The organism is Acuticoccus sediminis (assembly GCF_003258595.1).
GTDB classification, from domain to species: Bacteria; Pseudomonadota; Alphaproteobacteria; order Rhizobiales; family Amorphaceae; genus Acuticoccus; species Acuticoccus sediminis.
Genome location: NZ_QHHQ01000002.1, coordinates 1,148,969 through 1,161,890, shown reverse-complemented (window position 1 = coordinate 1,161,890; position 12,922 = coordinate 1,148,969). Strand labels below are relative to the sequence as shown.

Annotated in this window: 10 protein-coding genes; 6 read left to right on the top strand and 4 right to left on the bottom strand. The window is 69.2% G+C overall.

The window, feature by feature from the left end; genetic code table 11:
- Positions 1-8: 8 nt before the first annotated feature.
- Genes DLJ53_RS13135 through DLJ53_RS13125 form a run of 3 tightly spaced genes read right to left on the bottom strand, consistent with a single transcriptional unit; the run spans position 9 to position 2,829 of the window.
- On the bottom strand, positions 9-1,286 hold the full coding sequence (locus DLJ53_RS13135) for a TRAP transporter large permease (protein ID WP_111345798.1): 1,278 nt from the start codon (positions 1,284-1,286) through the stop codon (positions 9-11).
- On the bottom strand, positions 1,283-1,816 hold the full coding sequence (locus DLJ53_RS13130; RefSeq protein WP_111345796.1) for a TRAP transporter small permease: 534 nt from the start codon (positions 1,814-1,816) through the stop codon (positions 1,283-1,285). The genes DLJ53_RS13135 and DLJ53_RS13130 overlap by 4 nt, the downstream gene beginning before the upstream one ends.
- Positions 1,816-2,829, bottom strand: a complete 1,014-nt coding sequence (locus tag DLJ53_RS13125) for a TRAP transporter substrate-binding protein (protein WP_111345794.1) — start codon at positions 2,827-2,829, stop codon at positions 1,816-1,818. Before DLJ53_RS13125 ends, DLJ53_RS13130 begins: the two co-directional genes overlap by 1 nt.
- 153 nt (positions 2,830-2,982) lie before the next feature.
- Between DLJ53_RS13125 and DLJ53_RS13120 the strand changes: the two genes are divergently transcribed.
- Complete coding sequence (locus DLJ53_RS13120) at positions 2,983-4,020, top strand: LacI family DNA-binding transcriptional regulator (protein WP_244935062.1); 1,038 nt, start codon at positions 2,983-2,985, stop codon at positions 4,018-4,020.
- A gap of 12 nt (positions 4,021-4,032) precedes the next feature.
- Here the strand turns inward: DLJ53_RS13120 and DLJ53_RS13115 are convergent, their stop codons facing one another.
- A complete protein-coding gene (locus tag DLJ53_RS13115; protein WP_111345790.1) occupies positions 4,033-5,709 on the bottom strand; it encodes a formate--tetrahydrofolate ligase in 1,677 nt (558 codons plus the stop codon).
- A gap of 315 nt (positions 5,710-6,024) precedes the next feature.
- Between DLJ53_RS13115 and DLJ53_RS13110 the strand changes: the two genes are divergently transcribed.
- The 5 genes from DLJ53_RS13110 (at position 6,025) to DLJ53_RS13090 (ending at position 12,898) form a co-directional block, all read left to right on the top strand.
- The gene (locus tag DLJ53_RS13110; protein WP_162409175.1) at positions 6,025-6,804 is read left to right on the top strand and encodes a GntR family transcriptional regulator; all 780 of its coding nucleotides are present in this window, start codon (positions 6,025-6,027) and stop codon (positions 6,802-6,804) included.
- 151 nt (positions 6,805-6,955) lie between these two features.
- Positions 6,956-7,561, top strand: a complete 606-nt coding sequence (locus DLJ53_RS13105; protein ID WP_111345786.1) for a DUF1353 domain-containing protein — start codon at positions 6,956-6,958, stop codon at positions 7,559-7,561.
- Positions 7,562-7,704: 143 nt separating this feature from the next.
- Positions 7,705-9,399, top strand: coding sequence for a di-heme-cytochrome C peroxidase (locus tag DLJ53_RS13100; protein WP_111345784.1), 1,695 nt, complete (start codon positions 7,705-7,707; stop codon positions 9,397-9,399).
- Between the two features lie 175 nt (positions 9,400-9,574).
- Positions 9,575-11,455 carry a dipeptidase gene (locus tag DLJ53_RS13095; protein ID WP_111345782.1) on the top strand — a complete coding sequence of 627 codons (1,881 nt, stop codon included), beginning with the start codon at positions 9,575-9,577 and terminating at the stop codon, positions 11,453-11,455.
- Entirely contained in the window at positions 11,456-12,898 is a 1,443-nt protein-coding gene (locus DLJ53_RS13090) for a D-arabinono-1,4-lactone oxidase (protein ID WP_111345780.1), read from the top strand.
- Positions 12,899-12,922: the final 24 nt, after the last annotated feature.

Below are 12,922 nucleotides of genomic sequence, written 5' to 3'. Positions count from 1 at the left end.
GGGAGCGCTCATTTCATCAACGTTTCGGGGAGCCAGGTGGAGAGCGCCGGGACGGCGGAGACCACCAGCAGAGAGAGGAGCAGGGGGATGAAGAACGGCATCACCCCGGCGATGACGCGGCTGACCGGCATCTTGGTGATGATCGTGATCATGTAGAGGCTCATGCCGACCGGCGGTGTCAGCAGGCCGATCATCAGGTTGAGCACGAACACGATGCCGAGCTGGAGGGGATCGACGCCGGCCATCGTCAGCGCTGGCGCGACGATGGGGGCGATGATGAGGATCGCCGCGATGCTCTCCAGCACCATTCCCACGATGAGCAGGAAGATGTTGACGAGGAAGAGCAGCATCAGCGGGTTGTCGGAGAGGCCGAGCAGGAAGCCCGAGACCTTCATCGGAACCTGGTCGAGCGTCAGCACCCAGGCGAAGAGGGCGGCCGTCGCGACCACGAAGAGGATGTTGGCGGTCGATTCCACCGTCTCGCGCAGCGCCTGGCCGACCGCGCGCAGAGAGAGCGAGCGGTAGATGAAGACGCCGATGAAGAGTGCGTAGGCGACCGTCACGCCGGCGACCTCGGTCGGGCCGAAGTAGCCGCTCATCAGCCCGCCGATCAGCAGCACCGGGGCGAGCAGCGCCGGCAGCGAGACGAGCGTCTTGCGCGCGACCGCGCGGGGGCTGGCGCTGACGTCGTCGCGCGGCAGGCCCTTCACCCGCGCCACCACCGCCACCTGCACCATGAGGAGCGCGGTCAGCAGCAGCGCCGGGATGATCCCCGCCAGCAGGAGCTGCACCGCCGAGACGTTGGCGACGGAGGCGTAGATGATGATGGGAATCGAGGGCGGGAAGATCGGCCCGATGGTGGCGGCGGCGATGGTGAGGCCGGCCGCGAATTCCTCGCGGTAGCCCTGCGCCTTCATCTGGTTGATCTGGATGGCGCCGAGCGCGCCGATGTCGGCGAGGGCGGCGCCGGAGACGCCGGAGAAGATCAGCGAGACGAAGACACTCACCTGCGCCACCGCGCCCCGGATGCGCCCGAAGATCATGCGCACGAGGTCGAAGAGGTGGGTGGTGACGCCCGTCGCGTTGAGGAGGCTCGCGGCGAAGATGAAGAGCGGGACCGCGAGGAGGGGCGAGGAATCGAGCGCGTTCAGGCTGCGCTGGGCGAGCACCGACACCGGCAGCCCTTCGAGGGCGATGACGATCGCCGAGGACAGGCCGAGGCACACCGCGATCGGCGCGCCGAGCACCAGCAACACGGCGAAGATGGACACCAGGAGGAGGCTCATACGGGAAGGCCGGTCTCGTCGCGCCGTTCGTGATAGGGTTCGGTCGGGTCGCGGCCGGCGAGGGCGGCGGCGACCCGGGTGGCGGCGATCAGCGCAAGCACGATCGTGCCGGTCAGGGCGAGGCTGTAGTAGGCCCAGTTCGGCATGCGCATCGCCGGTGTCAGGAACTTGCCCGCCCGCGGCAGGAACTCGGCGAAGCTCCACAGCATCAGGGCGGCGAAGGCGAGGGTGGCGAGGTCCGCGAGGAGGACCAGCCCGCGGCGGAGGCCCGGGCCGACCGCGTCCGGCAGCATCGACACCGACACGAGGACCTGCCGCCCGGCGAGGCAGGGCACGGCGAGGAAGACGAGGCCGATGCCGCTGAAGCGGGCCAGCTCGTCAGCCCAGGGCAGGCCGAGGTCGAAGAAGTTGCGCGCCGCCACCTGCAGGACGACGAGGCTCGCCATCAGCGCCAGCAGCGCCATCCCGAGAACGACCCCGAACCTGACGAGCCGCGCGAGGTAGGCGCGGCCCCACGTGCCCGTCGCCATCAGGAGATCGCGGCGATCTTGGTGTAGAGGTCGCCGTATTCCTCGCCGAAGCGCTCGTCGACCAGCGCCTTCACCGAGGTGCGGAAGGCTTCGAGGTCGAGCCCCTCGTCCGGGCCGATGACGGTCATGCCGAGTTCGCGGAGCTGGTTGGTCTCGGCGTCCTCGTTGTCGAGGATGGCCTTGGTGGCCTTCTCGCGGGTCTGGTCGGCGGCGGCGCGGACGGCGTCGCGCTCGGCCTCGCTCATGCCCTGCCAGACGTCCTCGTTCATCACGACGACCTCGGCGTTGGACATGTGGCCGGTCAGCATGAGGTGGGACTGCACCTCGTAGAGCTTGACCTTGAGGACCACGTTGACCGGGTTCTCCTGGCCCTGCACGACGCCGGTGGCGAGCGCGGTCGGCACCTCCGACCAGTCGACCGGGACGGCGACGGCGCCCATCCCCTCGACGGCGGTGGTGTAGATCGGGAACGGCACGGCGCGGATCTTCACGCCGGCGAGGTCGGCCGGGGACAGGACGGCCTTGTTGCAGGTGAGGTTCCGGCGGCCGAAGTAGTGGGCGTAGATCACGCGCACGTTGGCGGCGGCGATCAGCCCCTCGTTCAGCTCCTGCATCACCGGGCTGTCGACGTCTGTCACCTTCATGAGGTGGTCGACGTCGCGGTAGAGGTACGGCGTGTCGAGCGCGGCGAACGGCTGGTAGAGCGAGCCGAGGGCGCCGGCCGTGTTGTGGGAGAAGGCGATCGTGCCGAGGGAGACCGCCTCGGCGAGCTCCTGCAGCTTGCCGAGCTGCGAGTTGGGATAGACCTTCACCTCGATCGCGCCGTCGGAGGTCGCGGCCAGCGCCTCGGCGAACCAGTCGGCCTGGGCGCCGGCGACGGAGGCGACCTCGTTGTTGTGGCCGTAGCGCAGAGTGGTGGCGGCGCTGGCCCGGCCGATGATGAACGGTGCGGCGAGGGCGGCCGAACCACCCACGAGCACGGCACGGCGGCTGACGTCGAAAAGCTTCGTCATCTCAACTCCTCCCATGGTTTTTCTCCCTCCGTTTTTGATGCGTTTTGAGGGAGCATCGGAAAGCGGTACGACGACCTCTCTCCTGCAAATCTCGATATTGACCACGCTAATGTTTCGGACCACCCTTCGTCAAAGGAAAGACAATGATGGTTTTTGAGGGGTCTCAGTCAGACCATGAAGCCCGGTGACGGACGGCCACAACTCGCAGATCTCGCCGAGCGCGCCGGCGTGTCGCTGGCGACCGTCGACCGCGTCATCAACCGCCGCAAGGGGGTGAAGGAGCGCACGCGCCGCCATGTGCTGGAGATCGCGCAGGACATCGGCTTCCTGAGCGCGGAGGATTCGCACCGCTACGGCGCCGAGCGGCCGCTCAACATCGTCGTGCTGCTGCCCTCCGGCACCAACCCCTACCTCAAGATCCTGGGCGAACGGGTGAAGGAGCGGATCGCGCGGTCGAGCCTCAACGACCCGTTCCTGCGCTGCTTTTTCATCGACAGCTTCAACGCCGCCGCACTCGCCACGGCGCTGCGCGAGAACGCCGCCTGGGCGGACGGGATCGCCTTCTTCGCCATCGAGCATCCGCAGGTGCGCGAGGCGGCGGCGGAGCTCGGCGCCGGCGGCACGCGCCTCGCGACGATCGTCTCCGACCTCGGCCACGTGCCGGGCGTCGAGCACGTGGGGCTCGACAACCGCGCCGTCGGCCGCACGGCGGGGCTGCTGATCGGCCGGTTCGCCAGGACGGAGGCGGGCTCGGTCGCGCTCGTCGCCGGCTCACGGCACTATCGCGCCCACTCCGAGCGGGAGGCCGGCTTCCTCAGCATCCTCGACGAGATGTTCGCCCACCTGAAGGTCGTCGGCATGCGCGAGGGCCATGACGACGCGGCCGAGAACTATCGCCACACGCTGGCACTGCTCGACCAGGTGCCCGACCTCGTCGGCATCTACAACGTGGGCGGATCGTCCGGCGGCATCACCCGGGCGCTGCGCGAGCGCGGGCGCGAATCGGTCGTCTTCGTCGGCCACGGGCTGACGCCCGACACGCGCCGCGCCCTCCTCGAGGGGACGATGGACGCCGTCTTCGACCTCGACCCGAACGACCTCATCGACCGGGCCATCGCCTGCCTCTCGGGCCAGGTCGCCCGGTCGCGGCCGATGAAGCTCGACGTCTACTTCCGCGAGAACCTGCCCTGACGGGCCGGGCCGTCAGAAGAGTCCTTCGACATGTCCCTTGGCGTCGAGCCGGATGCGCTCGGCGGCCGGGGTGATCGGCAGACCCGGCATCGTCATGATGTCCCCGCAGATGGCGACGACGAAGCCCGCGCCGGCGGAGAGGCGCACCTCGCGCACCGGCAGGACGTGGCCGGTCGGCGCCCCGCGCAGCGTCGGGTCGGCGCTGAAGGAATACTGCGTCTTGGCGATGCAGATCGGCAGGTTGCCGTAGCCCGCGGCCTCCCACTGGGCGAGCTGGTCGCGCACGGCCGACGAGGCCGTCACCTCGCCGGCATGATAGATCCGGTGCGCGATCGTCTCGATCTTCTGCCAGAGGGGGAGCTCGTCGCAGTAGAGCGGGCTGAAGTCCGCCGTGCCGGAGGTCGCGAGCTCGGCCACGCGGTGCGAGAGCGCCTCGATCCCGGCGCTGCCCTCGGCCCAGTGGCGGCAGACGATCGCCTCCGATCCCTCCGCCGCGACGTAGGCCTCGACGGCTTCGATCTCGGCCTCGGTGTCGCCCATGAAATGGTTGATCGCGACGACCACCGGCACGTTGAAGCGGCGCACGTTGTCGATATGGCGCTTCAGGTTCGCGCAGCCCCGCAGGACGGCCTGGACGTTCTCCGCCGCGAGGTCCGCCTTCGCGACGCCGCCGTTCATCTTCAGCGCGCGCACCGTCGCGACGAGCACCGCCGCGTCCGGCCGCAGCCCGGCCTTGCGACACTTGATGTCGAAGAACTTCTCCGCCCCGAGGTCGGCGCCGAACCCGGCCTCGGTCACGACGAAGTCGGCCATCTTCAGCGCCGCGCGCGTCGCGATGACCGAGTTGCAGCCGTGCGCGATGTTGGCGAAGGGGCCGCCGTGGACGAAGGCGGGGTTGTTCTCCAGCGTCTGCACGAGGTTCGGCAGGATCGCGTCCTTCAGCAGCACCGCCATCGCGCCGTCGGCCTTCAGGTCGCGGCAGGTGATCGGCGAGCGGTCGCGGCGGTAGGCGACGATCATGTCGCCGAGGCGTTTCTGCAGGTCCTCGATGTCGCGCGCCAGGCACAGGATCGCCATCACCTCGGAGGCGACGGTGATGTCGAAGCCCGCCTCGCGCGGATAGCCGTTGGCGACGCCCCCGAGCCCGGCGGTGATGGTGCGCAGCGCGCGGTCGTTCATGTCGACGACGCGGCGCCAGACGATGCGGCGCACGTCGATGCCGAGCGCGTTGCCCCAGTAGACGTGGTTGTCCACCATCGCGGCGAGGAGGTTGTGGGCCGCGCTGATCGCGTGGAAGTCGCCGGTGAAGTGGAGGTTCATGTCCTCCATCGGCACGACCTGCGCGTAGCCGCCGCCCGCCGCGCCGCCCTTCAGGCCGAAGTTCGGCCCGAGCGAGGCTTCGCGGATGCAGGTGATGGCGCGCTTGCCGATCCGGTTGAGCCCGTCGCCGAGGCCGACCGTCGTCGTGGTCTTGCCCTCGCCGGCCGGTGTCGGGTTAATCGCGGTGACGAGGATGAGCTTGCCGTCCGGCCGCCCCTCCAGCGAGGCGATGAAGTCGGCTGTGACCTTGGCCTTGTCGTGCCCGAACGGGATCAGCTGCTCGGGCGGAATGCCGAGCTTGTCGCCGATCTCCATGATGGGACGCTTCTGTGCCGCGCGGGCGATCTCGATATCACTTTTAGGCGCCATCCGGTTCCGTCGTCCGCTCCACACTACAAATTCACCAACCGCCCTGATGGCACAAATGCGACGGACACGGCAGACCACCGACGGCGTTCTTTCGCAATTTGTGCAATTAAGGGCCAGGCGAACACACTTTGCCGGCCTTCCGAGCAGCGCGGACCCGCATGTAAACGGTATCATCCTACCGAAGGGCGACGCTGTCGGCAGGGACGCGCCAGTGGCGGGGCCATGTTGCGAACGGTTGTTTCATCCGCCTATAAGGCGGGCCATGGTAGAGACTGGCCCACCGGTGCGCGTGCGGCGGCGATGGACGTGCGCGCGATGAACCGACCCACCCGCGGGATCGATCCCGAGAGCCCGACGCCGCTCTACCATCAGATCTACCTGCTTTATCGCCAGAAGATCATGTCCGGCACGCTGGTCTACGGCGAGCTGCTCCCCAGCGAGGACGAGCTGTCGAACCTCTACGCCGTCTCGCGCATCACCGCGAAGCGGGCGATGAACGAGCTGGCGCAGGACGGTCTCGTCACGCGCACCCGCGGGCGGGGGACGTTGGTCGTCCACAAGGCGCGCCCGACGACGATGTCGGCGGACTTCGACCGGCTGATGGAGAACCTCCAGACCATCGACGCGACGACGAGCATCGAGGTCCTGACCTTCGACTACGTCGCGCCGCCGCTCGAGGTGCAGGACGCCCTCTCGGTGCCGGCGCAGTCCCTGGTGCAGCGCGTGGAACGGCGCCGGATGCGCGACGGGGAGCCCTTCTCGCACATCCTCACCTACCTGCCGGAGGAGATCGGCCGCTCCTTCGACGTCGGCGACCTGTCCAACCGCCCCATCCTGGCGCTGGTCGAGGCGTCCGGCCATCGGATCGCCTCGGCGCGGCAGATCGTGACGGCGGTGCTCGCCGATCCGCACCTCGCGGGGCATCTGGCGACCCCGATCGGCGCGCCGCTGCTCCAGGTGCGCCGCGTCGTGCGCGACACCGACGAGCGCCCGGTGCAGCACATCACGATCCATTACCGCCCGGAAATCTACCAGCTCAGCATGTCGCTGGACCGCGTCCGGGACGCCGGCACCGACCGCTTCGTCTGGGCCTGACGCCCCAAGGGGGCGACGCCGCGGCCGCCACGCAATGGTGATCGGCCCCCGCCGGCCACGCGATATTTACGGCGGCCCCGAATTTTCGTAAGATCTAGCCAGATATTCTGCCGGCATACATTTTTTACGCAAGCAAAACCAAGGTATTGCAATGAATATTGATGAACGGAGGCGGGCTCTCGCGATCCGTGACGCCCTCGCGGCCGAAGCCGCGCGGCGCAATCCGGAGGCGCTGTCCAACTTCGGCAGCGACACCGGCGGGCTGCTTCCGGGCGCATCGTCGGAGATCACGGAGACCGCCGTCTTCTTCGTCTGGGACGAGTATGGCCGGGGCCAGTTCTCCAACATCGACAAGATCTTCCTGCGCTGGGTCGACAGCGAGCTCGTCGAGTACTCGCCCCATCCCGACACGCCGTTCTCGTTCACCGACAGCTCCGGAACGACCGTCACACCCGGCCGGATGTTGACCGACGGCGGCACCATCCCGCCCTTTGCCACCGGGATCTCCGGTATCCGCCGGTGGAGCTACGGGCCGGCCTTCATCGTCCACGACTGGGAGTATTCGCTGCGCCACTGCGACCGGCTCCCTGCGGGACGCGACCGCGAGCATGTCGACCGGACGATGATGGAAGGGGTGAAGACGCTCATGCTGGACGGCGCGGTGCCGCAGTCGAAGCGTCATTTCTGGCAGATCCAGAAAGCATTGTCCGTCTTCGCCGGAGACTACTGGAACTCCGGCGCCCCCTGCGGTCTATAAAGTGTTTCGCGCCGGGTGTCGCGCACTCCCATTTGTATAGTATCCGCCATGTTGGTGCGCGATTATTGCGGATATCATTGACAGAAGGGGCAACGAAGAGCACGTTTTCATTATTCAAATGATGTTTTTCGCGGATAATTCGGATGTTTAACACGCTCAAATTCTTCCGCTTTATTGGTGCTCGCCTCGCCATCGGATGCGTCGCCGCCGTGGCGTGCCCGGTCCCGGGCGCATGGGCGCAGCCGACCGCGGCGTCGTCGACCTCCTATCCAGGCTCGCCGGCCTTCTACCTCGATCAGGGGTGGACCGAGGACGAGGCGCAGTGGTGGTACTACCTCAGCCAGGGCACGATCTTCATGCCCTACGAGTGGCTCCTGGCGCTGGAGCAGGCGGAGGGGACGGAGCTGTTCGCCTCGTCCGCCAACATGTCCCGCCTCGGCTTCCTCGTCGACCCGAAGAACGCGGAGTACAACCCCGACGGGCTGCCGGTCGGCTTCGCCAAGCGCCCGCTGACGCAGCCGGAGGGGGCCTTCTGCTGGGACGGCAACTGGGTCGGCTTCGGCTGCGCCGCCTGCCACACCGGGCAGGTGAGCTACCGGGGCCAGAACATCCGCATCGAGGGCGGCCCGGCCCACCACGACATCGAGCTCTTCCAGGACAAGCTCGGCGAGGCCATCGGCGCCACGGCCGGCGATCCGATCAAGTTCAGCCGCTTCGCGCAGCGGGTCATCGGTCAGGGGGTCGAGACGTCGCCGGATGCGCTCGGCGAGGCCTTCCAGTGCTTCGTGAAGCGCCGCGCGCTGGGGCGGGCCTTCATCGCGGGCGCGCAGGCGCAGGCGCCGGAGCTGCCGACCGCGTCCGGGTTCGGCCGCCTCGACGCGCACGAGCGGGGCGTCAACCTGTTCCTCGCGCTCCCCATCGCGGAGGCGCGCAACTACGTTCCAGAGACCGCGCCGGTGAGCTTCCCGGCCACATGGGACACGCCGTTCTTCAGCTACGTGCTCTACAATTCCTCGATCCGCCAGCCGCTGACGCGCAACGTCATCGAGGCGCTCGGCGTGCAGTCGCCGATCGACCATTCGACTCTCCTCGCCGACACGATCCGCCACGGCGTCAACGTGCAGAACATCGCCGAGGGGCAGCGGCTGATGATGAAGCTGACCGCACCGGCCTGGCCGGACGCGCTGTTCGGTGAGATCGACCAGGACCTCGCCGACTTCGGCAGCACGATCTACGCCCAGCAATGCGGCGAGTGCCACCAGCTGATCACCCCGGCCGAGGACTGGACCGCGCGGACCGAGATCGAGAACCCGCTCATCCCGCTCGAGGAGATCGGGACGGACCCGCGACAGGCCGCGACCTACGCGCGGCGGAAGGTCAACCTGTCGAAGATCGGCGGACCGGAGAGCATCGCGAGCTACGAGGCGGCGCAGCTCGTCACCGGCAAGATCGTCGACCAGTGGATCGCCGAGTCCGAGGACAATGCGGCGCTCGCGAAGGTGGTGAACCAGGGACGGCCGAACGAGTTCATCGCGCCGCTGGCCTACCGGGCCCGGCCGCTCAACGGCATCTGGGCGACCGCGCCCTACCTGCACAACGGTTCGGTGCCCAACCTCGCCGCGCTCCTCGTCGAGCCGGGCAAGCGGCCCAAGACGTTCTACACCGGGAGCTGGGAGTTCGACCCCGACCTTGTGGGCTTCGAGCATGCCAGTCCCTTCCCGGGCGCCTTCCTCTACGACACGCGCCTGCCGGGCAACTCCAACCTCGGCCACGACTACGGCACGACCCTCTCGCCGGACGAGAAGGCCGCGCTGATCGAGTACCTGAAGACGCTCTGACGACCGCGCGTCACTGCTGAAGGCGAGCCCGGTTCCGGGGCCGCGCAGGGTCCACGTCCTGCCGCGGCCCGCTCCGGCCGGGCGACGCCTCCGCCGGGCGCGCCGTTCCCGAGGTCACCGCGCGGCGTCCGGGGCGCCGCGCCCGCAGCCCGATTCCGCCAAACGTTGATTGATCATGCCAACGCGCCGCAGGATTTCATTCGCACTCTACACCCTCGCCTGCCTCGTCCTCCTGGGGCTCGCGGCGGCGATCCTGTCGGGTTCGCTCGAGCCCGCGGGCGACGGCGCGGTGGCCTGGCGGCGGACGGCGCCGGGTGGAACGGTCGTCGCCGATGCCTTCCGTGCGGTGGCGGCGGCGGGGCTCGCGGGACTGCTGATCGTCACGCTGCCGCTCCTCCTGACGCGCTTTCGTGCCGGTGACAGGCTTGCGCGGGTCGTCATACCGCTCGGCCTCCTCGCCGTGACCGTCCCGGCGGCGATCGCGCTCGCGGCGGTGTGGCTCGAAACGCCGGTGGTGCCGCTCTGGTACGGTGCCGCGGCGGGCGTCGCGGGCGGCGCCGTCGGCCTCGTTCTCGATGCGCCGTGGGCGAGCGCCGATCGTCCCCGGCGTCTCGTGACGGTCGCCGTCGCCGTCGTCGTTCCGGTGCTCGTCGGCGTCGCGGTCCTTGCCAGCGGCGTGGTCGGGCGGGGCGTCGACGTCGGCCTCAACACCGTACTCGCCGCGCCGCGGCCCGGCGTCTCGCCGGAGATCGCCGCCTTCCACGACGACCTCTTCATCGTCGACCTCCACGCCGACACCATGATGTGGGACCGCGACTTCCTCGGGGCGTCGCGCGTCGGGCATGTCGACCTCGACCGCCTCGTGAAGGGCAACGTCGCGCTGCAGGTGTTTGCGGCCGTGACGAAGACCGTGTCGGCCCGCCCCGCGCCCGATCCCGGGCGTCTCCTCGTCGGGGCGACGGTGTGCCTCTCACCCGACTCGCTCAACCAGACCGGTTTGCTGCAGGTCGCCCAGTTCAGCCCCCTTGCGACCTGGTTCGACCTCGAGGCGCGGGCGATCCATCAGGCCCGGCGGCTGAAGCGGTTCATCGCCGAGACCGAGGCGCACGACGACGGAACGTCCCCCCGCATGGTCCTCATCCGGACGGCCGACGATCTCGACGCGCTCATCCGGCAGCGCCGCAGGGAGCAGGCGAGCGGCGGGCGGCCGCGCACGGTCGGCGCGCTGATCGCGGTCGAAGGCACGCACTGGCTGGGCGGTGGCGGGACCGATCCCGCGGCGGGCGTCGAAACGCTTTTCGCGGAAGGCTTCCGGATGCTGGCGCCGACGCACCGCTTCGACAACACACTCGGCGCGTCCAGCGAAGGCTGCGATCCGGACAGCGGCCTCACCGCCGACGGGGCCGCCTTCGTCGGCGCCGTGGCCCACAACGGCATCGTCCTCGATCTCGCCCATGCGGCGGATGCGACCCTCGAAGGCGCGGTCGGGCAGGGGGCCGGCCCGGTCGTCATCTCCCACACCGGAAGCCGCACCGCGTGCCTCGGCTACCGGGACGAGGCGCCGCGACCGGGCTGCGACGCCAACCGCAACATCAGCGACGAGGACGTCCGCGCCGTCGCCCGCACCGGCGGTATCATCGGCATCGGCCTCTGGCCGGAGGTCGGCAGCAACAGCGTCGAGGAGGGGATGACGCACTACCGCGCGGTGCTTTCCGCTCTCGCCGAACCGTCCTTCGTCGAGGAGATGCGCGCGGCGCATCCCGCCTACGATCCGACCGACCACATCGCCCTCGGAACGGACTTCGACGGTGCCGTCTCGACGCCCTACGACGCGGCGGGCCTGCCGGCGCTGACGGCGGCCCTCGTCGTGGCCCCCATGCCGGTGCCCCTCGATCGGAGGGCGATCCGCAAGATCGCCGGCGCCAACGCCTGCCGCGTGTTCGCGACGCGGCTGCCCGGCGGCTCGGCCGAGCGCGCGGCGCAGATCTGCGCACCCCTCCTGTCTGGGACCGACGGGCGCACCGCGCTCTCGCAGAACCTCGGCGGGGTCCGCTAGATGGCGAGGTTCACCAACGCATGGCGCAACGTGAGCTTCGAGCCTGCGGCGATCGTCGCCCCGCCCACCGTCGAGGCGCTCGTCGATCTCGTGCGGCGCACGCGGGCGGAGGGCGGCCGGCTGAAGGCCGTCGGCGGGCGCCACTCGATGAACCACATCCTCCATACCGAAGGCACGATCGTCGACGTCTCCGCGCTGTCCGGCATCCGCCACATCGACGTCACGGAGCGCACGGTGACGATGGGCGCCGGGACGCGGCTCTCCGACGCCATCGTCGCGCTCGCCCGCGTCGGCCTGCACTTCCCCTCGCTCGGGTCCTGGCACTCCCAGACCATCGCCGGGGCGATCGCCACCTCGACCCACGGCAGCAGCCTCGTCCACGGCTCGCTCTCCGACATCGTCGTCGGGGCGAAGATGGTGCTGCTCGACGGCACCGTCGCGTCCTTCAGCGGCGAGGACGAGACGATGAAGGCGGTGCGCTGCCATCTGGGCCAGCTCGGCATCCTCGTCGAGGTGACGCTGAAGGTGGTCCCGGCGTTCTACCTCGCCTGCCGGATTTCGACGCAGCCGATGGAGGCGGCGCTCGCGTCCCTGCTGCGGCGCGCCCGCGAGCACGAGTACGTCAACATGCTCTGGATCCCGGATCTCGACGAGGTCTACACGCGCATCCTGGAGCGGGTCGACGCCGAGCGGCCGAACGGACGGGCCGCCGCGCTGAAGGCAAAGTTCGTCGACCGGAGCCGCCTCTCACTGCGCCTGGAGGACATCGGCTTCTTCCTCGTCGCGCACGCCTATCAGATCGTGCCGCGCTGGCTGTCGCGCTGGTACTGCGGCAAGGTCCGCGACGCCTTCTTCGACGACGACGGCGTCGTCGACGTCTCCTACCGGCAGTTCCTCTACGACAAGTATCGCGAGCCGACGGAGAACCACAGCCTGCGGACGATCCTCAACGTCGAGTACGCGTTCGACATCGAGGCGGTCGTCCCGCTCCTGACGGCGCTGCGCACGCTGCTCGCGACGCAGCGCTCGGCGGGGCGCTACCTCAACTATCCGCGCGTCCACATCCGCTTCGCCGCGGCCTCCGGCGAGACGCTGGTCGGCCTCAACGCCGAGCGGGTCACGGCGTATGTGGGGATCTACGTCCTCGGCTCGGTGCGCGGGCGGCGGCAAGCGCCGCTGGGACGGGCGGTGGAGCGGGAGTTCCTCGCCTACGGCGGACGCCCGCACTGGGGCAAGTTCAGCTACCTCGCCCCCGCGCTCACGGGGCTCCCCTACCGCCATTGGGACACGTTCGCCGCGATCCGCCAGCGCCTCGACCCGGACGGCGTCTTCCAGGGCGAGCCGATCTTCGAGGATCTCGATACGTTCGACAGCCCGAAGATCGGCCAGATGCTCCGCTCCATCTTCGATTCGGACGAGTACGAGACGATCCGCGACTTCTAGGCATTGCCCGCCGGCGTCCCTCCG

What these genes read in the sequence shown, in the direction of transcription:
- DLJ53_RS13135 (WP_111345798.1), bottom strand. Translation starts at nt 1,286, where the DNA reads ATGAGCCTCCTCCTGGTGTCCATCTTCGCCGTGTTGCTGGTGCTCGGC.
- DLJ53_RS13130 (WP_111345796.1), bottom strand. Translation starts at nt 1,816, where the DNA reads ATGGCGACGGGCACGTGGGGCCGCGCCTACCTCGCGCGGCTCGTCAGG.
- DLJ53_RS13125 (WP_111345794.1), bottom strand. Translation starts at nt 2,829, where the DNA reads ATGACGAAGCTTTTCGACGTCAGCCGCCGTGCCGTGCTCGTGGGTGGT.
- DLJ53_RS13115 (WP_111345790.1), bottom strand. Translation starts at nt 5,709, where the DNA reads ATGGCGCCTAAAAGTGATATCGAGATCGCCCGCGCGGCACAGAAGCGT.
- DLJ53_RS13110 (WP_162409175.1), top strand. Translation starts at nt 6,025, where the DNA reads ATGAACCGACCCACCCGCGGGATCGATCCCGAGAGCCCGACGCCGCTC.
- DLJ53_RS13105 (WP_111345786.1), top strand. Translation starts at nt 6,956, where the DNA reads ATGAATATTGATGAACGGAGGCGGGCTCTCGCGATCCGTGACGCCCTC.
- DLJ53_RS13100 (WP_111345784.1), top strand. Translation starts at nt 7,705, where the DNA reads ATGTTTAACACGCTCAAATTCTTCCGCTTTATTGGTGCTCGCCTCGCC.
- DLJ53_RS13095 (WP_111345782.1), top strand. Translation starts at nt 9,575, where the DNA reads ATGCCAACGCGCCGCAGGATTTCATTCGCACTCTACACCCTCGCCTGC.
- DLJ53_RS13090 (WP_111345780.1), top strand. Translation starts at nt 11,456, where the DNA reads ATGGCGAGGTTCACCAACGCATGGCGCAACGTGAGCTTCGAGCCTGCG.